An 18,299-nucleotide genomic window follows, 5' to 3' on the forward strand; every position below is an offset into this window, starting at 1 on the left:
ATATTTCCCGCGATTATTTGCTGAAGCCTGCCATCAAGCCGCTGAGGAGCTGACGCCGGCCCACCACGTACAGGGTCAGGATCGGCAGCGTGGTCAGGACGACCGAGGCGAGCACCGCCGGCACGTTGATGCTGTACTGGCCCTGGAAGCTCCACAGAGCCAGCGGCAGGGTCCGCTTGTCCGGGCTCTGCGTGAGGATCAGCGGCAGCAGGAAGTTGTTCCAGATCGTCAGCGCGTTGTAGATCGTCACCGTCACCACGGCCGGCCGGGACAGGGGGAAGGCCAGACGCCAGAGCGTCCCCCACTCGGTGGCGCCGTCCATCCGCATCGACTCGAACAACTCCCTCGGGACATCGCGGATGAAGTTGGACAGGACCAGCACCGACAGTGGGATCGCGAAGGCGATCGACGGCAGGATCATCGCCAGCAGGGTGTCATAGAGGTGCAGCCGGATGATGATCAGATAGATCGGGATGACCGTCGCCTGCAGCGGGATGGCCAGGCCCATGAGGAACAGGGAGTTGACCGACCGGATGAACCGGCCGGAGGAGGAGCCCCGCACGATCGCGTAGGCCGCCATGAAGGAGACGCCGACCGCGGGGATCACCGCGCCGACGGTGACGATGAGGCTGTTGACGAAATACAGCACGAAGTCGGACTCGATGACCATGCGGTAGTTGGCCAGGGTCGGCTCGGTCGGCGGCGCCAGCGGGTTCATCGCATAGTAGTTGCTCTGCGTCTTGAAGCTGGTGATGACGATCCAGTAGATCGGCACCACCACGACGACCAGCCAGAGCCACCCGGTCGCGCCGGCCAGCCAGTTCCAGTGCCGGGCGGGCGCGTCGCGTTCGTGCCGGGGCCGGTGGGTGCTTGTCCGCTCAGGGCGAGTTGTCAGGGTCGTCCCCATGTCAGGCCCCTTCCATCTGGCTGTGGTCGGCCTTGCCGCCGCCGAGCCGGCGCAGCAACAGCGACAGGGCGAGGCCCACGAAGACGAGGATGAGGGCGATCGCGCTGGCCGGGCCCATGAGGTTGGCCTGGAAGCCCCGCTTGTACATGTCCAGGGCGAGCACCCGGGTGGCGTCGCCCGGACCCCCGGCGGTCAGCACGAAGATCAGATCGAAGAAGGTCAGCGAGCCGACGAGCACGAGGGTCGTGGAGGTGATCATCGTGTACTTCAGCTGCGGCAGGGTGATGCTGAAGAACTTGCGGACCCGCCCGGCGCCGTCCAGCTCCGCGGCCTCGTACATCGACTTCGGGATCTGCCGTACGCCGCCCTGGTAGATCAGCGAGTGGAACGGGATGAACTGCCAGGACACCACGAAGACCACCACGCCGAGGGCGAGGCCGGGCCGGCCGAGCCAGTCCTGGCTGAGCAGCGCGATCTTCAGTCCGGCGCCGAGGCCGAAGTTCGGGTCGAGCAGCGCCTTGTAGGTGATGGCGATGGCCGCCGAGCTGAGCAGGAGCGGGATGAAGTACAGCACCGACAGCACCGCGCGGTAACGCTGGGCCCCGGCCAGGAACACCCCGAGCAGGATGCTCGCCGGCGTCTGCACCAGCCAGGACAGCGCCATGATCAGGAACGTCACCCACAGCGCGTGCGGCAGGCCGGGGTCGGTGAGGACGGCGTGCCAGCTGGTGAAGCCCGAGAAGTGGATGTCGCCGATCCCGTCCCAGGTGGTGAAGCTGAGCGCGAGGACCCCGACCAGCGGGATCACCCCGAAGCCCACGAAGAACACCAGCGCCGGAACGGTCAGCCACGCGAGGGAGAGGTTGCGTCCCCCTCGCGCCCGGGCCGATGGCTGACCTGGTCCGGCGGAGGTCGGAATCATGGTCACTTGCCGATGACCGCGTTCATGTTGGTGGTGAACTGCTGCGGTGAGATCGACAGCTGGAACAGCTTGGCGATGTTGTCGAGCAGCACCTCAGCCGCCGTGGGGCTGAGCGCCTGGTCCCAGGACTGGGCGAACGTCTTGGCGTTGCTGGCGATGCCGTAGACGAACTTCAGCCACTCCGCGTCCTTGGAGGAGGTGAACGCGCTGTCGGCGCCCTTGACGATCGGCACCGAGCCGGCCCCGACCCACGCCTTGATCTCCTCGTCCGAGAGCAACGAGGCGAAGAACTTCTTGGCGATCTCCTTCTGCTCCGGGGTCGCCTTGGCGGAGATCGACATGTACTGGCCGGGGTTGCCGACCGTGTCGCTGGGGTCGCCCTTACCGCCGTCGACCGGCGGGAAGTTCATGTAGCCGAGGCTGCCACCGGAGACGAAGTCGCCGCCGTCCTTGGACATGCTCCCGTACGTCCAGCCGCCGTGGAGCATCATCGCGGCCTTGCCGGTGTACAGCAGCGCCTGGTCGGCGTTGGAGTCCGCAGTGATCGAGGAGAAGCCCTTGATGAACCCGTTGGCCTTGATCAGGGCCTGCATCTTGGTCAGGGCGTCGATGGCGGCCGGGTGGGACCAGGCGTCCTTCTGACCGTCGAACACCGCCTGGAACACCTCGGAGCCGCCGATGCGGTCGAAGAGGAACTCCAGCCACATCATGTTCGTCCAGCGGGACTGCCCGCCGAGGGAGAACGGCGCGATGCCCTTGGCGTTGAACTTGGGCACCAGGTCCATGATGTCGCCCCAGGACTGGGGCGGCTGGGCGCCGATCTGCTCGAAGAGCTTCTTGTTGTAGTACAGGACGATCGGCTGCACGGTCTCGCACGGCATCGCGTAGATCTTGCCGTCCACCGTCGCGGCCCCGAACGAGGACGGGAACAGCCGGTCCTTGACCGCGGCGTTCTGCCCGAACCACGAGGTGAGGTCCTCGACCTGGCCGGCCTGTACGTAGCTGCGCAGGCCGCCGCCGCCCCAGCCCCAGATGATGGTGGGCGCCTGGCCGGCCCCGATCGCCGTCTTGATCTTCGTCTTGAAGGCGTCGTTCTGGAAGGTCGTCCCGGCGATCTGGCCGTTGGGGTTGGCCTTGTTGAACCGCTCCATGGCGGCGGTGCGGATGCCTTCCTGCGGCTGTGTGGACAGGTACCAGTAGGTGGCCTTGGCGCCGCCACCACCACCGCCACCACCGGGTTTGGTGGGGCCGGAGCTGCCGCAGGCGGCGAGCGCGGCGCCCAGGGGCAGGCCCATCGAGAGGCTGAGGAAGGTGCGGCGAGAGGTTGTCCTGGACTCCACGCTGATCTCCGTACTCGAATGCCGGGGGCGGGCCGCGGCTCGTTGATCATCGGATGCGGTGGCCGGCGGCCGTGGAGCAGCACCCCCCGATGCCTCTCTCCCCAATCCGCCTTTTAAGTAGGTTCACGAAACATTTGCGAAATGACCGCGCGGCCGTCAATCTAGATTTCGGCTGTTGACGTGTCAAGACCCAGGAACCCCCGGCGATCGCCGCCCGTAAAGATCACTTGCCGGCGCCGAAACATTGCGAAACATTGCGGCACTAAGGAGAGCAGCAGATGACGGCTGTAGATCGGCCCCTCGCCGCGGAGCGCGTTCTCCGCCCGTGGCAGGACCAGACGCTCCCCGTGGCCGAACGGGTCGACGCCCTTCTTGCCGAGATGACCCTGGAGGAGAAGGTCGGCCAGCTCGGCAGCCGGTGGGTGGGCAACGACACGCAGCCCACCGACCAGCCCGATCCGGACCCGGACGTGAGCCTCAATGTGGCGCCGATGCAGGACGTGTTCGCCGCGTCCGGGACCATCCCGTTGGAGGAGGCGAGCCGCCACGGGCTCGGTCACCTGACCCGCGTCTTCGGCAGCGGACCGGTCACCGCGGCCGAGGGCGCGGCGGAGGTGGTCCGCCTGCAGAGCTTGGTCGTCGAACGGTCCCGGCTGGGCATTCCGGCGCTCGTCCACGAGGAGTGCCTCACCGGGTTCACGACGTACGGCGCGACCGTCTACCCCGCGGCCATCGCGTGGGGCGCGACGTTCGACCCGGGCCTCGTGGAGCGGATGGCCGCCGCCATCGGGCGGGACCTGCGGGCCGTGGGCGCGCACCAGGGCCTGTCCCCCGTGCTGGACGTCGTGCGCGACTACCGCTGGGGCCGGGTCGAGGAGACGATGGGCGAGGATCCCTACCTCGTCTCGATGCTCGGCGCCGCCTACGTCCGCGGCCTGGAGAGCGCCGGGATCATCGCCACGCTCAAGCACTTCGCCGCCTACTCCGCCTCACGGGCGGCCCGCAACCACGGTCCCGTCCCGATGGGCCGCCGCGAACTGATGGACATGATCCTGCCGCCCTTCGAGACGGCCATCGTCGAGGGCGGCGCGCGCTCGGTGATGAACTCCTACTCCGACCTCGACGGCGTCCCGGCCGCGGCCGACTCCTGGCTGCTGACCGACCTGCTGCGCGAGGAGTGGGGATTCACCGGGACCGTCGTCTCGGACTACTGGGCCGTGCCGTTCCTCGCCACCATGCACGAGGTCGCCGCCGACACCGACGAGGCCGGCGTCCTGGCGCTCACCGCGGGCGTCGACGTCGAGCTGCCCGACACCCTCGGTTTCGGCCCGCACCTGGTGGAGCGGGTGCGCCGGGGAGAGCTCCCCGAATCCCTGGTGGAGCGGGCAGCGCGCCGCCTGCTCACCCAGAAGGTCCAGCTGGGGCTGCTCGATCCCGAATGGACGCCCGAGGGCTCGGTGTCCGCGGCGGCCGACGTCGATCTGGACTCGCCCGCCAACCGGGCGCTGGCCCGCGAGATGGCCGAGCGGTCCATCGTCCTGCTCGACGGCGGCACCGCCCTGCCCCTGCGCCCGGCGGAACTGCGCCGCGTCGCGGTCGTCGGACCCGCCACGGCCGAGCCGCGCGCCTTCATGGGCTGCTACGCCTTCCCCAACCACGTCCTGCCCCGCCACCCCGGCCTCGGGCTCGGCCTGGAGGCGCCCAGCGTCCTCGACGCCCTGCGGACCGAGCTGCCGGACACCGAGATCGTCCACGAACGCGGCTGCGACGTGCGGGGCGAGGACCGCTCCGGCTTCGCCGCCGCGACGGGCGCGGCCCGCGAGGCGGACCTGTGCGTCGCCGTCGTGGGCGACCTCGCGGGCCTGTTCGGGCAGGGGACCTCGGGCGAGGGCTGCGACGCCGAGGACCTCCGGCTGCCCGGGGTGCAGGAGGACCTGCTGGCCGAGCTCGCCGCGACGGGGACGCCGGTCGTGGTGGTCGTCGTCTCGGGCCGGCCGTACGCGCTGGGCGAGGTGCACGCCGGGGCCGCCGCGCTCGTGCAGGCGTTCATGCCCGGCGAGGAGGGCGCGGCGGCGATCGCCGGCGTACTGTCCGGCCGGGTCCAGCCCGGCGGCCGGCTGCCCGTCCAGATCCCCCGCCGGCCGGGCGGACAGCCGGGCACCTACCTGCAGCCGCCGCTGGGCGTCAACAGCCACGGCATCAGCAACCTCGATCCCACTCCCCTGTTCCCCTTCGGCTACGGCACCTCTTACACCTCCTTCGAGGTCGGCGACCTGCTCATCAGCGATCCCGAGGTGCCGACGGACGGGGAGTTCACGGTGTCGGTCCGCGTCCGCAACACCGGCGGCCGGGCGGGTGAGGAGGTCGTCCAGCTGTATCTGCACGACGTTGTCGCCCAGGTCACCCGGCCGGTGCGGCAGCTGGCCGGGTTCGCGCGGGTCCGGTTGGAGCCGGGTACGAGTACGTGCGTGCGCTTTCACGTACACGCTGACCGGACCGCCTTCACCGGCCGTGACCTGCGGCGGATCGTCGAGCCCGGGGACGTCGAGGTGCTCGTCGGCACCTCCGCGGCCGACCTGCCGTGCCGCGGCGTCGTCCGGCTGACCGGTCCGCTGCGGGTCGTCGGGCACGGCCGGCGGCTCGTCACACCGGTGGACGTGGACCCCGTGGCACTGGCAGGGAAACAGGAGGGCATAGATGCCGGTCAGTCCTAGGCGGGCCACGCTGGCCACCGTGGCGGCCTCGGCCGGCGTGTCCGTCGCGACCGTCTCCAAGGTGCTCAACGGCCGCAGCGACGTCGCGCCGGCGACCCGCTCCCTGGTGCAGTCCCTGCTGCAGCAGCACGACTACGTCGCGCCGTCACCGCGACGGACCGAGGCGACGGGGGTCGCCACGATCGAGGTGCAGTTCGACACGGATCTGACCGCGTACTCCGCCGAGATCATCCAGGGCGCGGTCGAGGCCGGGGCCGAAGTGGGCATCGGGGTCGTCATCAGCATCCGCCGAGACAGGGAGCGGACCTCCGGGTGGGTCCGTGACCTGATCTCGGCCGGGCGACGGGCACTGATCGCCGTGACCAGCGAACTGACCTCGTCGCAACTGACCGCCCTGTCCCGGGCCCACCTGCCGCTGGTCGTGATCGACCCGCTGAACCTGCCACGCGTCCGTGTGACCAGCATCGGGTCGACCAACTTCGCGGGCGGCTTCGCCGCGACCCAGCACCTGCTCTCCCTCGGTCACCGGCGCATCGCCTACCTCGGCGGCCCGGCGACCGCGGCCTGCAACCAGGCCCGCCTGCACGGCTACCGGGCCGCCATGGAGGCCGAGGGAGTGCCCGTTTCGCCCGCCTACGTACAGACCGGGCACTTCCACTACCACGACGGCGTGGTCACCGGCGCGGCGGTGCTCGACCTGGCGCGGGCGCCGACGGCGATCTTCGCGGGCAACGACGAGATGGCCCTGGGCGTCATGGAGGCCGCCCGGGCGCGCGGCCTGCGCATCCCCGAGGACCTCAGCATCGTGGGCTTCGACGACACCCAGCTCGCCCCGATGGCCTCACCGCCGCTGACCACCGTCCGCCAGCCGCTGCGCGAGATGGGCGGCGTCGCCCTGCGCACGGCGCTGCGCCTGGCGGCCGGCGAGAAGATCGACTCCCACCACGTGGAACTCGCCACCGAACTGATCGTCCGGGGCTCGACCGCTCCGGCATCACCCGCCTCCAGCGCCTTGGCTCCCTGAGGCAGGGTCCCGCCACCGCCCGTCCGAGCCTCATCGATGTGCAGTTCGACCAGCCGTATCTGGCCCCTGGGCAGGTCAATCTCGCCTACGGGCTCTACCCGGCCTGGCGCGGCCGTGGCATCGCCACCCGTGCGGTGCGGCTGGCCTGCCTGCACGCCGCGGCCGCCGGGGCGGCCCAAGCGGTCATCAGGGTGGATCCGGAGAACGTCGCCTCGGCGGCGGTGGCCGGCAGGGCAGGTTTCAAGCGGACCCAGGGCAAGGACGACCGATTCGACTGGTACGTACAGGACCTCACCGCTTCCGCCTGATCATGCGGTCCAGCGGTTCATCGCTGACCATGAGTGTCAAGGCCGGTATCCGATGTGGCGCAGGAGGACCTGCAGCCGACGCTCGACCTGCGCCGCGGTCACATCCTGCTCAGGCTGGAGAAGGACGAATCCGATGGAGCCGGCCAGGATGTCCTGAATGACACGGGGCTCGGTGTGAGGCGGGAAGTCGCCGGCGTCGATGGCCTGCCGCGCGGTCTCCATCAGGGCGTCCAGCCGTGGCCGCAGGTAGCGCTCGGTATAGGCGGTCACCAACTGCGGGTAGTCCACCGAGGCACCGATGACCCGGGCCATCAGCGCGCGGAAGCGGGGGCTGCTGAGGAGCCCAGCGATGGAAGTGACTATCTGGTCGATCGACTGCCCGGCCGGAACCGCGTCCATGTCGGGGTTGCGGGCATGCTCCAGCGCGGCCATCAGGAGGTCCTCTTTGGCGCGCCAGCGCCGGTAGACGGTCAGTTTCGCCACGCCGGCGCGTTGGGCGACCGCTTCGATGCTGGTGCCCGCCGCGCCGCGCTCGATCAGCAAGTCCAGCGCCGCCTCCAGAATGGCGGCGTCGTTTTCCGGGTCGCGTGGGCGGCCGTGGCGTTCTACGCGTTCCACAGCACCTGGTTCAGCCATGCGGTCAGTTTGTCGGGTGCCGGACGGCCACGCCAACCGATGTGCCCGTCAGGGCGGATCAGCACCACATCGTGCGTGTACGGCTTCGCCGGTGTGAGCGCCACGACCAGTTCGGCGCCCAGCTGTGCGGCGGCGGCCTGAGCGTGACGGGCGGCGATATCCGGCTTGTCGGCGAGGACCACCCAGCGTCCGCGGATCGCGGCGTGGAGCGTGGTCCGGTCGCCGTTGAGACGGCGGCAGGCGAGGTCGGGCATCCGGTCGCCGGGACGCAGGCCGGGCATCCACCGGTGCGAGGTGGCGGCCAGCGGCCGGCCCCGGTAGCTGATTCCGAGCTGGGAGGCGGCCAGCCACAGCCGGCGCTGCACGGCGGGCAGGCGGACGACCGGCAGGACGAGCTTGTCGCGGAGCAGGCGCTTCCACGGCGTGTGGGGCAGCATGATGTCCACGGCGGCGCTGGTGGCGCGCAGGACGTTGCGGGCCAGCGGGCGCCGTTCGCCTTCGTAGGTGTCGAGCAGGCGCTGGTCGGCGCGGCCGAGGGCGACCAGGACCAGCTTCCAGGCCAGGTTTTCCGCATCGCCCAGCCCGGTGTTCTGCCCCTGCCCGCCGGTGGGGCTCTGAATGTGCGCCGCGTCGCCCGCCAGCAGGATCCGGCCGCGGCGGTAGGCGTCGGCGAGCCGGCGGTGGATGCGGAACTCCGAGGCCCAGCGGATTTCCGTGACCGTGTCGAGGCCGACGCCGCTGCGGGCGGAGAACTCGCCCAGCACCCGGTCGGTGATCTCGCTTTCGGACAGCTGGTCGGGCAGGTCTGGTGGTGGTTCGGTGAATACCCGCCAGGTGTCGTTGGGCAGCGCGGTGACCGAGAGCATGTGACCGGCTTCCATCCAGGTCGTGCTGCCGTTCTTGTCGAACGGCCACGGGGCCCGCACGTCGACCATCAGCAGGCGTTCGAGGAGTTTGCGGCCGGGGAAGCCGATTCCGGCGAGCTTGCGTACCGTGCTGTGCGCGCCGTCGCAGCCGACCAACCACTGAGGCTTGATGCGCTGTTCGGTGCGGTCGGCTGTCTGGACGATGGCGGTGACGCTGGTGGTGTCCTGCTCCGCGGCCACCAGCCGGGTACCCCACTCCACGCTGCCGCCCAGCTCGGCCAGCCGTTGCCGCAGCGCGCCCTCGACCTCGGCCTGCGAGATCAGCAGCGCCTGTTTCGGCTGATCGGCGACGGCCTGGCCGACGGTGAGGCGCAGCACGGTGCGCGATCCTTCGTTGTAGGACATGTTGAGGGACGACTGGGAGCGCTGCGGCAGGTCACCGAGCGCGCCGATGCGCTCCAGCACTTCGACGCCGCGCGGTTGCAGGCCGAGGGCCCGGGAGGTGGTGGCGGGGGCGGGAGCGGCGTCGATGACGCGGACGGGGACGTCGTGCAGTGCCAGGTGAATGGCCAGGGCCAGCCCGGTGGGGCCGGCGCCCACGATGAGTACGGTATCGGTCACTTAGTAAACGGTACGGTACCGATTACTAAGTGGGGAGAGGGGTGACGTGTGACAACGGTCACCCACATCTAGGCGGGACGACGTTGACAGGTCGAACGCCACTACCGGCTCGATGACCGAAAGATCCCTGCACGGAGTTGCGCCGGGACGCGCCACCTCCTATCTTGGAATAACCGTTCCAAGATAGGAGGTGGCGAGATGCCCGACATCAAGCACTTCGATCCCGACACGGCTCTGGACCGGGCCGTGACCCTGTTCTGGCAGCGCGGGACCGATGCCACCGGCATCGCCGACGTCGTCCAGGCGACGGGGCTCAGCCGCTCCAGCCTGTATGCGACCTTCGGCGGCAAGGCGCAGTTGCAGGCCGCCGCACTGAGCCGCTATCTGGAGCTGCGGTCGCGGCCGGTGTTCGAGGCCCTGGCCGCCGACATCCGGGGCGTGCCGGCCATTGCCGCGTTCTTCGAACGGCTGGTGGCGGCGCGGTGTGCGGGCGAGCATGCCCGCTGGGGCTGCCTGGTCACCAATACGCACGCCACGGCGAGCGGTGGCCGGCCGGAGATCCGCGAGATTCTGGACCGCCACCACGACGCGCTCAGGATGGCGATGCGCACGGCGCTGGAGACCGCACGCGCCGACGGCCAGCTCCGGGCCGACCTGGATGTGGAGGCGGCCGCCGAAGCGCTGACCCTGCAGGCCTACGCGGTCAACCTGCGCTCACGAGCCGGCGCCGAGGCGGCCGTGCTGCTGGCGGGCGTGCGCGCCGTACTTGACGGTTTCACCACTACCGAGGAGAGATGATGAGCGGTTTCCGCACCTACGACGAAAGCGACGCCCCCGAGGCCGCCCGGCCGATGCTGGAGGCGGCCAAGAAGCGGATGGGGTTCGTGACCACGCTGAACGGGGTGATGGCCGAGTCGCCGGAACTGCTGGCCGGCTACAACGCGCTGGCCGAGCAGTTCGGCAAGTCGTCACTACCCTTGGCGGCCAAGCAGGTGGTGCTGATCACCGCCAGCGTGGAGAACGGCTGCGAGTACTGCGTGGCCGCGCACTCCACGCTCGCGCTGCGCGCACGGGTGCCGGCCGAGGTGGTCGAGGCTCTGCGCGCGGGCCGGCCGCTCGCCGACGAGGCGCTGGAGGCGGTGCGCCGCCTCACCCGAGCGGTGGTGGCGCAGCGGGGCTGGGTGGCCGAGGCCGAGATCGAGGCGTTCCTGGCCGCCGGCCACACCCGCCGCCACGTGCTGGACGTCGTGCTCGGCGTCGGCATGAAGACACTGTCGAACTACACCAACCACATCGCCCACACGCCGCTGGAACCGGCCTGGGCCGATCAGGAGTGGAGGCGGGAGCAGGCGACGGCCTGACCCGGTTTTCATGCCCGCCCCGGAGCGTCATCCGCCCGCGGGGGCCTCGTCCTCCCAGCGCAGCAAGTCGCCCGGCTGACACTCGAGCACCTCGCAGAGGGCGGCGAGCGTCGCGAAGCGCACCGCCTTGGCGCGGCCGTTCTTGAGCACCGCCAGGTTGGCGGGCGTGATCCCTACGCGGTCCGCGAGCTCGCCCACGGACATCTTCCGCTTGGCCAGCATCACGTCGATGTCGACGGCGATCGGCATCAGATCACCTCGTCCAACTCGGCCTGCATCTGCGCCGCCTCGCCGTCGCGGGCGACGGCCTGGGCGAGCAGCACCCGCAGCACGCGCACGATGAGCGCGACCCCCAGGATGGCCACGCCGATCCCGCCCATGATGACGGTGACGCCCGGGTCATCCCGCTGGCCCGGCGCGTTGATGGCCGTGACCGCGAACCACACGAGGGCAGCCGCCACGATCGCGCCGATCACGACGTCCACGTACCGGAAGGCGGCGTGGGAGAACACGGTTCCGCGTCGCACCATCGTCACCAGCCGCCATACGCAGACCACGGCGACCTGGACCGACAGCATGCCCAGGATCGTGATCAAGCGCAGCGGGGTCAGCGGGAGCGAGCCGTCCTCCGGGTCGTTCCCGCTGACCAACGTCCACACCATCAATGCCTGTACGAACACGGTGCCGGTGAGCACCACCGCGAGCACGGCGCGCAGCGCAAGCACTGTCAGCTTTCCCATGACTCATCCTTCCATCGAGTTGCGATGGGAATCTATCGAGTTTCGATAGGTTAAGCAAGGGCGGGGGTTGCGCACCGTGGCGGGACTCCGCCGCCCCTCCCGTGACATGGCGGTCGCGCGAACCGTCTTGATCTTGTCGAAGCCGGCCTCGCTCGAGGGCCTCGCCGTAGTCCCGACCCAACCGCGCGGCCGCTCTGGGAGCTCACCACAACGCCCTGCGGTCCGGCGGTCCGGCAAGCTGCACTAGCGTGTGCGGACGGCGTACCGCCGGAAGTCTGTCGGAAAGAGGTCAGTCGTGGACAGCCGAGGCGTGCTCGTCACCGGATCGTCGCGTGGGATCGGCCGGGAGATCGCCAAGATCTTCGCTGCCGACGGCGACCGGGTCGCGATCCACCACCGGGACTCCCCCCGCGAGGCGGAGGAGGTCAGATCGGCGCTCGACGGCGACGGCCACGCCGTCGTCCAGGGAGACATAGCGGATCCGGAGGCCGTCGCCGCGTTCGTCTCGGCGGCGATCGACGCCCTCGACGGCATCGACGTGCTCGTGAACAACGCCGCCGTCTACCTCTTCCACGATCCGCTGACCGTGGACTACGCGTCCTGGCAACGAATCTGGCGCCGGACCGTCGACGTGGACCTGCTCGGCGCCGCGAACGTCTCCTGGTGCGTGGCCCGGCACATGGTGGAGCGCGGCCGCGGCGGACGCATCGTCAACGTCGCCTCCCGCGGTGCCTACCGGGGCGAGCCGGAGGCGCCGGGATACGCCGCCGCCAAGGCCGGCCTGACCGCGATGGGCCAGTCGCTGGCCATCGCGCTCGCCCCGCACCGCATCGCGGTCTCCTCGGTGGCGCCGGGTTTCGTCGAGACCGACATGGCGGCCTCCATCCTGACCGAGGAGAACCGGGCCGGCGTCGAGGCACAGAGCCCGTTCGGCCGGATCGCCCAGCCGCAGGAGGTCGCGGCGGCGGTGCGCTATCTCGCCTCGGCCGAGGCGGAGTTCGTCAGCGGCACGGTGCTCGACCTCAACGGCGCCTCCTACCTGCGCTGAATCCGGGATCCCGCACCGGTGGCAGGGGCGAGCACAGCCTGTCGTCACAGTAAGTGTCGCCTCGACTACTTTCCGTACATGATGGAGGGCGTCCTACGGTGAGCCACGCTCGCCCAGCGGAAACCTGCATCAAGGAGCAGTGTGAAGAGAATCCTCCTCGTACCCGCCCTGACCGCCGGAATCATCGCCCTCACCGCCAGTGCCGCCTACGCCTCGCAGTACATCGCCTACGAAGGCCGGGGCTTCACCGGCAGGTCCGTCGTCCTCGACGCGTGCGGGGTGTCCAACATCCCCTTCCACGGGTCCTACAAGTGGTATGGCGACGGCCAGTCCGGGCGCATGTACAACCAGCCCAACGCGCAGGGCGTGATGCATTTCGAGCTGCCCTCCAACCGGAACGCGGAGCAGCGGACACCGGTCGGCTGGCAGAGCATCTTCATCGTGTGCTGATCCGAGCGACCACGGGGGGCGTCCGCCGAGCACCACTCGGTGGGCGCCCCCCGTGGCGTCAGCGCTCCACGAGGATCCGCACGCCCCAGGGGCCGAGCGTCAGCTCCCGAAAGCCGTGCCACCCCGCGGCCCACAAGGGCACGCGATCCCTACGAGACGTCGAGGTCCTGGGCGCGGTGCAACCCCATCGTCCGGTTCAAGCGCCCGGTCAACCGCGCGACTGTGGTGCGGGGCAACACGCGGGAGAGCCATGTCGCCGGCCTGTTGATCGCCCGCCCGGGATAGGAGTTGACGGCGCCCTTGGCGAAGGCGTCGAGGGTCTTGACCGCGACATCCTCCGGCGCGTCGGTGAACGCCGGGTTCATGGTGGCGGAGGTGGCGTCGAAGAACCCCGTGGCGGTGGCTCCGGGGTGGGCCGCCATGACGCGCACCCCGGTGCCGCGCAGCTCCTCGGCCAGCGCCTCGGTGAACGACAGCACGAACGCCTTCGTCGCCGCATAACTGGCCTGGTACGGCATCGGCTGGAAGGCGGCCGTGGACGCCACGTTGATGATCCCGCCGTGCCCCCTCTCCGCCATGCGGCTGCCGAGCACGTGGGTCAGGCTCATCAGGGCGACGGCGTTCAGCTCGACGGAGTCGACGTTCCGCCGCAGCGAGGAGCTCAGAAACGGGCCGATGGCGCCCGCGCCCGCGTTGTTGACCAGGAGATCGACGGTCCGGCCCCGCCGGTCGAGTTCCGCGATCAGGCGCGCCACCCCGTGGGGATCGGCGAGATCGGCCACCTCGGCCGTGACGTCGGCCCCGTGCTTCCGCCGGATCTCGTCGGCGACCCGGCGCAGCGCGTCGCCGGAGCGGGCCACGAGCACGAGGCCGGCCCCTCGCCGGGCGAGTTCGTGGGCGTACGCCACGCCGAGACCCTTCGAGGCGCCGGTCACGAGGGCGGTGATGCCTGTGTACCTGTACATGAGTGCGTCGCTTCCTCAGTGTGTTCGTGCTCGGCGCGATTTACTTCGAGACTCGAAGCAAGGACAAGGTAACAGCTTCGAGTCTCGAAGCAAACTGGTAGCCTCGGGGCATGACGGACCAGCCGCTCGAGCTGGTGGTGCGGGCCAGCCACGAGATCTCCCTGCTGACCAGCGATCGCATCACCGAGGCGCTCGAGGAGCTCAGGCTCACGCTCGCGACCGCGCACGCCTTGTGGGCCATCGACCCCGCCGAGCCCGCGCCCTCGATGAAGGTGCTGGCCGACCGGCTGTTCTGCAACGCGCCCAATCTCAGCTTCCTCGTCAACCAGCTGGTCGAGCGCGGGTACGTCGCGCGTGACGTGGACGCCAACGACCGGCGTTCGCGGGTGGTCGTGCTGACCGAGGAGGGCCGGCGCGTACGCGAGCGCGTGATGCGTGTGACGCTTGAGCAGAGCCCGTTCGCCGGCTGCGAGCCGGAGGAGCTGAGCCGGCTCGCCGCCATCCTCCAGCGGGTGCTCGACCGTACGGGGCCGCGGCCGTCCACCCGTCCGGCCCGCGGCGGCAGCGAACGGACGGGCTAGTCGAAGTCCGGTCGGATGGTCGCTGGCCCGCGCTCCTCGACCGTGCGGGCGAGTCTGTGCCGGTCGCCAAACGTCGGCGAGTTTGTGCCGGTCGTTACACGTGGGCGAGCAGGATCGCGGGGTTCTCCACGCAGTCGGCCACGTAGCGCAGGAAGCCGCCGGCGGAGCCGCCGTCGCAGACGCGGTGGTCGAAGGTCAATGACAGCTGGGTGACCTTGCGGGGGACGACCGCGCCGCCGGTCACCCAGGGCCGGTCAATGATGCGGCCGACGCCGAGGAGCGCGGCCTCGGGATGGTTGATGATCGGGGTGGATCCGTCCACGCCGAAGACCCCGTAGTTGTTGAGCGTGAACGTACCCCCGGTCAGCGCCGTGGGAGGCAGTCCGCCGGAGCGGGCGAAGCCGGTGAGGCGGGTCAGCTCCGCGGCGAGTTCCGCGGTCGTCATCAGGTGCGCGTCCCGGACCACCGGCACGACGAGGCCGCGATCGGTCTGCGCGGCGAAGCCGAGGTTGACGTGACCGTGCCGGACGATCTCGGCGCGGGCGGTGTCGACCGAGGCGTTCAGCTCGGGGAAGCGCCGCAGGCCGGCCACGCAGATCCGGGCCAGGAGCGCGAGCAGGCCGATGCCGAGCTCCGGGCGGTCCTGGCGCAGCGCGTCCTTCACCGCGAGCAGGCCGGTGGCGTCGACGTCCACCCAGGTGGTGGCGTCGGGGATCTCGCTGCGGCTGCGGGCCAGCTTGTCGGCCACCACCCGCCGCAGCCCGCGCAGGGGGATGCGCTCCGCCCTCAACGCCGTCCCGGCCGAGCCGAGCGGAGACGCGGGCGGCACCGCTCCGGTCGCGCCGCCCGCAGAAGCGGCCGCCGTTCCCGTCGCGGAGAGCGGAGACGCGGGCGCGGTTCCCGTCGCGGAGAGTGCGGACGCGGGCGCCGTTGCGGTCGTTGAGAGCGGAGGCGCGGGCGATGCCACGGAGTTCGCGGGCGCTTTGCCGGCGTCGGCGATTGCCTGCTCGACGTCGCGGCGCAGGATCACTCCGCGAGGTCCGGTGGGGGTGATGCCCGCGAGATCCAGTCCGTGCTCGCGGGCGATCCGGCGGACGAGCGGAGAGACCACGCGCGGCGCCTGCCCCGGTACGTGCTGGAGCGCCTGCCCCGATGCGCGCTGCGGCGCCTGTCCCGATACGTGCTGGGGTGCGCGCTCTGGTGCGTGCCCCGGCGCAAGCTCCGGTTCGGCCGAAAGCTCGGGTTCGGCGGCAAGAGGGGAGGCGGATGCTGCCGGTGCGGCTTCGGGAGTCTTCCGGTCGGCGCGGCGGGAGCCGCCGCGCCGACGGCGCGTGCCGGACGTGCGGCCGGTGCCGTACCCGATCAGGACATTGCCGGAACCGGCCTGTTCCTCTTCGCGGTAGCGAGCCACTGCGGGATCCGTGTCCTGGTCGACGGCGGGGCCGACCTCGATGAGCGGTTCGCCCACCGTCAGGACCGTGCCCGCCTGCGCGTGGAGCCGCAGGACGGTCCCGGCGAAGGGGACCGGCACCTCCACGGCCGCCTTGGCGGTCTCGACCTCCACCACGATCTCGTCGATCTCGACCGTGTCGCCGACGGCGACCTTCCATACGACGATCTCGGCTTCCGTCAGGCCCTCGCCGAGGTCGGGCAGGCGGAACACCTGCCGCGCCGCAGTGGTCGTCATGACACCTCCCTGGCCAGGTGAAGGAGATCGGGCTCGTCGCCGAACTGGAGCCGGTCGACCGTGTCGAGGATCCGGTCGACGTCGGGCAGATGCGCGTGCTCGAGTATGGGAGGCGGGTAAGGGATGTCGAATCCCGCCACGCGTAGCACGGGGGCGGCCAGGGAGTGGAAGCAGCGCTCCTGTACGCGGGCCGCGATCTCCGCCCCCACCCCGGCGAACCCCTGGGCTTCCTGGACCACCACGCAGCGGCCCGTCTTGCGTACCGAGGCCACGACGGTCTCGTCGTCGAACGGGACGATCGTCCGCAGGTCCACCACCTCCAGGGAGATGCCGTCCTGGGCAGCGGATTCGGCGGCCTGGAGGGCCACGGGGACGCTCGGCCCATAGGCGACCAGTGTCGCGTCGCGTCCCGCGCGCCGTACCACCGCCTGCCCGAACCCCCCGGCGCGCCGGTCGGCGGGCGTGATCTCGCCCTTGGACCAGTACAGCCGCTTGGGCTCCATGAAGACCACCGGGTCGGGGTCGGCGATGGCGTCGCGCAGCAGCCAGTACGCGTCGTCCGGGGTCGCGGGGGTCACGACCTTCAGCCCCGGCGTGTGCGCGTAGTAGGCCTCGCTGGAGTCGCAGTGGTGCTCGACACCGCCGATGCCGCCCGCGTACGGGATCCGGATCACCATCGGCAGCGACAGCCGCCCGCGCGTGCGGTTGCGCAGTTTGGCCACGTGGGAGGCGATCTGTTCGAAGGCCGGGTAGGCGAAGGCGTCGAACTGCATCTCGACCGCCGGGCGGAACCCACCCATGGCCATGCCCACGGCCAGGCCCACGATCCCCGCTTCGGCCAGCGGGGTGTCGAAGCACCGATCCTCGCCGAACTCCTTGGTCAGCCCGTCGGTGACGCGGAAGACGCCGCCCAGCGGGCCCACGTCCTCGCCGAAGACGAGCACCCGCTCGTCTTCGCGCAGCGCGTCCCGCAGCGCGGCGTTCAGCGCCTGCGCCATCGTCATCGTGGTCATGTCAGTCCTCCGGGGCGGTCAGCTCGGCCGCCAGCAGTGCCCGCTGCTCGCGCAGCTGGGGTGTGGGCTCGGCGAAGACGTGGTCGAACAGCTCGAACGGGTCCGTCTCCGGGTCGGCGTTCATCTCGTCGCGCAGGCGGGCGGCGTACTCCTCGGCGGCCGAGTGCGCGGCGGCGACGGCCTCGTCGTCCAGGAGGCCCCGGCCGCGCAGATAGGTCTCCAGGCGGGCGAGGGGATCGGCCGACTCCCACCGCTCGACTTCTTCCGTCTCCCGGTACCGGGTGGCGTCGTCGGCGTTGGTGTGGGCGTCCATGCGGTAGGTGTGCGCCTCGACCAGGAAGGGGCCGCCGCCGCTCCGCGCCCGTCGCACCGCCTCGGTCAGGACGGACAGCACCGCGACGAGGTCGTTGCCGTCCACCTGCTCGGACGGGATGCCGTAGCCGATCCCCTTGTACGCCAGCGCGGGAGCCGCGGTCTGCCTGGCCAGGGGTACCGAGATCGCGTACTTGTTGTTCTGCACGAAGAACACGACGGGGGCGTGGAGGACCGCGGCGTAGTTGAGCGCCTCGTGGAAGTCGCCCTCGCTGGTGCCGCCGTCGCCGATGAAGGCCATGACGACGCCGTCCTCGCCCTTGCGGCGCAGGGCCTCGGCCATGCCGACCGCGTGCACGGTCTGGGTGGCCAGCGGCGTGCACTGCGGCGCGACCCGCGTGGCGGCGGGGTCGTACCCGCAGTGCCAGCCGCCCCTCAGCAGGGTGAGCACCTCGACGGGGTCCATGCCGCGGGAGACCAGGGCCACGCAGTCCCGGTAGGTGGGGAACAGCCAGTCGTCCTCGCGCAGCGCGAGCACACCGGCGATCTGGCAGGCCTCCTGCCCGCGGCTGGACGGGTAGACGGCGAGCCGACCCTGCTTGGTCAGCGCGGTGGCCTGACGGTCGAAGCGGCGGCCCAGGACCATCCGGCGGTACGCCTCCAGCAGCTGCTCGTCCGCGGGCGCCGGGTAACCGGCGGGCGCCGGAACGGCCGTACCGTCCTCGGCGATGAAGCGCACCGGCTCGGGTGAGGGGAGAAGGCCGTCGACCGCTTGGCGGCTCGTCCGCACGGACATCGCGACGC

19 protein-coding genes are annotated in these 18,299 nt (G+C 70.6%); 8 read left to right on the forward strand and 11 right to left on the reverse strand.

The annotated features are described in order from the left end of the window. Positions 1-13 precede the first annotated feature (13 nt). The 3 genes from LDL49_RS11960 to LDL49_RS11970 are packed head-to-tail and all read right to left on the reverse strand — an operon-like array spanning position 14 to position 3,169. On the reverse strand, positions 14-907 hold the full coding sequence (locus LDL49_RS11960; RefSeq protein WP_225291064.1) for a carbohydrate ABC transporter permease: 894 nt from the start codon (positions 905-907) through the stop codon (positions 14-16). Between the two features lies 1 nt (position 908). Further along, complete coding sequence (locus LDL49_RS11965; RefSeq protein WP_263654947.1) at positions 909-1,829, reverse strand: carbohydrate ABC transporter permease; 921 nt, start codon at positions 1,827-1,829, stop codon at positions 909-911. 2 nt (positions 1,830-1,831) lie between these two features. Continuing rightward, positions 1,832-3,169, reverse strand: a complete 1,338-nt coding sequence (locus LDL49_RS11970; protein WP_225291066.1) for an extracellular solute-binding protein — start codon at positions 3,167-3,169, stop codon at positions 1,832-1,834. A gap of 278 nt (positions 3,170-3,447) precedes the next feature. Here LDL49_RS11970 and LDL49_RS11975 point away from each other — a divergent pair, with 278 nt between their 5' ends. The 3 genes from LDL49_RS11975 to LDL49_RS11985 are packed head-to-tail and all read left to right on the forward strand — an operon-like array spanning position 3,448 to position 7,215. Beyond that, complete coding sequence (locus LDL49_RS11975) at positions 3,448-5,883, forward strand: glycoside hydrolase family 3 N-terminal domain-containing protein (protein WP_225291067.1); 2,436 nt, start codon at positions 3,448-3,450, stop codon at positions 5,881-5,883. After that, positions 5,867-6,907, forward strand: a complete 1,041-nt coding sequence (locus LDL49_RS11980) for a LacI family DNA-binding transcriptional regulator (RefSeq protein WP_225291068.1) — start codon at positions 5,867-5,869, stop codon at positions 6,905-6,907. The genes LDL49_RS11975 and LDL49_RS11980 overlap by 17 nt, the downstream gene beginning before the upstream one ends. 38 nt (positions 6,908-6,945) lie before the next feature. After that, on the forward strand, positions 6,946-7,215 hold the full coding sequence (locus LDL49_RS11985; protein ID WP_225291069.1) for a GNAT family N-acetyltransferase: 270 nt from the start codon (positions 6,946-6,948) through the stop codon (positions 7,213-7,215). Between the two features lie 36 nt (positions 7,216-7,251). Here LDL49_RS11985 and LDL49_RS11990 read toward each other — a convergent pair whose 3' ends face one another. Together LDL49_RS11990 and LDL49_RS11995 are read right to left on the reverse strand one after the other, a co-directional pair. Further along, positions 7,252-7,833 (reverse strand): TetR/AcrR family transcriptional regulator, encoded by a 582-nt coding sequence (locus LDL49_RS11990; protein WP_225291070.1) that lies wholly within the window; start codon positions 7,831-7,833, stop codon positions 7,252-7,254. Next, entirely contained in the window at positions 7,821-9,338 is a 1,518-nt protein-coding gene (locus LDL49_RS11995; RefSeq protein WP_225291071.1) for an FAD-dependent monooxygenase, read from the reverse strand. Before LDL49_RS11995 ends, LDL49_RS11990 begins: the two co-directional genes overlap by 13 nt. A 198-nt stretch (positions 9,339-9,536) precedes the next feature. Here LDL49_RS11995 and LDL49_RS12000 point away from each other — a divergent pair, with 198 nt between their 5' ends. Both LDL49_RS12000 and LDL49_RS12005 read left to right on the forward strand, forming a co-directional pair. Beyond that, the gene (locus LDL49_RS12000) at positions 9,537-10,136 is read left to right on the forward strand and encodes a TetR/AcrR family transcriptional regulator (protein ID WP_225291072.1); all 600 of its coding nucleotides are present in this window, start codon (positions 9,537-9,539) and stop codon (positions 10,134-10,136) included. Continuing rightward, positions 10,136-10,699, forward strand: coding sequence for a carboxymuconolactone decarboxylase family protein (locus LDL49_RS12005; RefSeq protein WP_225291073.1), 564 nt, complete (start codon positions 10,136-10,138; stop codon positions 10,697-10,699). Before LDL49_RS12000 ends, LDL49_RS12005 begins: the two co-directional genes overlap by 1 nt. Before the next feature lie 27 nt (positions 10,700-10,726). On the opposite strand, the gene LDL49_RS12010 is transcribed toward LDL49_RS12005, so the two are convergent. Both LDL49_RS12010 and LDL49_RS12015 read right to left on the reverse strand, forming a co-directional pair. Further along, positions 10,727-10,948: a helix-turn-helix domain-containing protein gene (locus LDL49_RS12010; protein WP_225291074.1), complete on the reverse strand. Its 222-nt coding sequence runs from the start codon at positions 10,946-10,948 to the stop codon at positions 10,727-10,729. After that, on the reverse strand, positions 10,948-11,439 hold the full coding sequence (locus LDL49_RS12015; protein WP_225291075.1) for a DUF2975 domain-containing protein: 492 nt from the start codon (positions 11,437-11,439) through the stop codon (positions 10,948-10,950). Before LDL49_RS12015 ends, LDL49_RS12010 begins: the two co-directional genes overlap by 1 nt. Before the next feature lie 295 nt (positions 11,440-11,734). Between LDL49_RS12015 and LDL49_RS12020 the strand changes: the two genes are divergently transcribed. Together LDL49_RS12020 and LDL49_RS12025 are read left to right on the forward strand one after the other, a co-directional pair. Further along, complete coding sequence (locus LDL49_RS12020) at positions 11,735-12,487, forward strand: SDR family NAD(P)-dependent oxidoreductase (protein ID WP_225291076.1); 753 nt, start codon at positions 11,735-11,737, stop codon at positions 12,485-12,487. Between the two features lie 141 nt (positions 12,488-12,628). After that, complete coding sequence (locus tag LDL49_RS12025; protein WP_225291077.1) at positions 12,629-12,937, forward strand: MiAMP1 family antimicrobial peptide; 309 nt, start codon at positions 12,629-12,631, stop codon at positions 12,935-12,937. A 149-nt stretch (positions 12,938-13,086) separates the two neighbouring features. Here LDL49_RS12025 and LDL49_RS12030 read toward each other — a convergent pair whose 3' ends face one another. Further along, positions 13,087-13,902, reverse strand: coding sequence for an SDR family NAD(P)-dependent oxidoreductase (locus LDL49_RS12030; protein ID WP_225291078.1), 816 nt, complete (start codon positions 13,900-13,902; stop codon positions 13,087-13,089). Between the two features lie 110 nt (positions 13,903-14,012). On the opposite strand from LDL49_RS12030, the gene LDL49_RS12035 reads away from it, so the two are divergent. After that, the gene (locus LDL49_RS12035; protein ID WP_225291079.1) at positions 14,013-14,483 is read left to right on the forward strand and encodes a MarR family winged helix-turn-helix transcriptional regulator; all 471 of its coding nucleotides are present in this window, start codon (positions 14,013-14,015) and stop codon (positions 14,481-14,483) included. 94 nt (positions 14,484-14,577) lie between these two features. Here LDL49_RS12035 and LDL49_RS12040 read toward each other — a convergent pair whose 3' ends face one another. From LDL49_RS12040 to pdhA, 3 genes are read right to left on the reverse strand one after another with little or no spacing between them, the layout of a single operon-like run. Next, entirely contained in the window at positions 14,578-16,170 is a 1,593-nt protein-coding gene (locus tag LDL49_RS12040; protein WP_225291080.1) for a dihydrolipoamide acetyltransferase family protein, read from the reverse strand. Continuing rightward, complete coding sequence (locus tag LDL49_RS12045; RefSeq protein WP_225291081.1) at positions 16,167-17,183, reverse strand: alpha-ketoacid dehydrogenase subunit beta; 1,017 nt, start codon at positions 17,181-17,183, stop codon at positions 16,167-16,169. The genes LDL49_RS12040 and LDL49_RS12045 overlap by 4 nt, the downstream gene beginning before the upstream one ends. Before the next feature lies 1 nt (position 17,184). Next, entirely contained in the window at positions 17,185-18,291 is a 1,107-nt protein-coding gene (gene pdhA / locus LDL49_RS12050) for a pyruvate dehydrogenase (acetyl-transferring) E1 component subunit alpha (protein WP_225291082.1), read from the reverse strand. Positions 18,292-18,299: the final 8 nt, after the last annotated feature.

Origin of the sequence: Nonomuraea aurantiaca (genome assembly GCF_020215705.1) — a bacterium.
GTDB lineage: Bacteria > Actinomycetota > Actinomycetes > Streptosporangiales > Streptosporangiaceae > Nonomuraea > Nonomuraea aurantiaca.

What these genes read in the sequence shown, in the direction of transcription:
- LDL49_RS12000 (WP_225291072.1), top strand. Translation starts at nt 9,537, where the DNA reads ATGCCCGACATCAAGCACTTCGATCCCGACACGGCTCTGGACCGGGCC.
- LDL49_RS12010 (WP_225291074.1), bottom strand. Translation starts at nt 10,948, where the DNA reads ATGCCGATCGCCGTCGACATCGACGTGATGCTGGCCAAGCGGAAGATG.
- LDL49_RS11965 (WP_263654947.1), bottom strand. Translation starts at nt 1,829, where the DNA reads ATGATTCCGACCTCCGCCGGACCAGGTCAGCCATCGGCCCGGGCGCGA.
- LDL49_RS11960 (WP_225291064.1), bottom strand. Translation starts at nt 907, where the DNA reads ATGGGGACGACCCTGACAACTCGCCCTGAGCGGACAAGCACCCACCGG.
- LDL49_RS12045 (WP_225291081.1), bottom strand. Translation starts at nt 17,183, where the DNA reads ATGACCACGATGACGATGGCGCAGGCGCTGAACGCCGCGCTGCGGGAC.
- LDL49_RS11980 (WP_225291068.1), top strand. Translation starts at nt 5,867, where the DNA reads ATGCCGGTCAGTCCTAGGCGGGCCACGCTGGCCACCGTGGCGGCCTCG.
- LDL49_RS12030 (WP_225291078.1), bottom strand. Translation starts at nt 13,902, where the DNA reads ATGTACAGGTACACAGGCATCACCGCCCTCGTGACCGGCGCCTCGAAG.
- LDL49_RS11975 (WP_225291067.1), top strand. Translation starts at nt 3,448, where the DNA reads ATGACGGCTGTAGATCGGCCCCTCGCCGCGGAGCGCGTTCTCCGCCCG.
- pdhA (WP_225291082.1), bottom strand. Translation starts at nt 18,291, where the DNA reads ATGTCCGTGCGGACGAGCCGCCAAGCGGTCGACGGCCTTCTCCCCTCA.
- LDL49_RS12005 (WP_225291073.1), top strand. Translation starts at nt 10,136, where the DNA reads ATGAGCGGTTTCCGCACCTACGACGAAAGCGACGCCCCCGAGGCCGCC.
- LDL49_RS12035 (WP_225291079.1), top strand. Translation starts at nt 14,013, where the DNA reads ATGACGGACCAGCCGCTCGAGCTGGTGGTGCGGGCCAGCCACGAGATC.
- LDL49_RS12040 (WP_225291080.1), bottom strand. Translation starts at nt 16,170, where the DNA reads ATGACGACCACTGCGGCGCGGCAGGTGTTCCGCCTGCCCGACCTCGGC.
- LDL49_RS12015 (WP_225291075.1), bottom strand. Translation starts at nt 11,439, where the DNA reads ATGGGAAAGCTGACAGTGCTTGCGCTGCGCGCCGTGCTCGCGGTGGTG.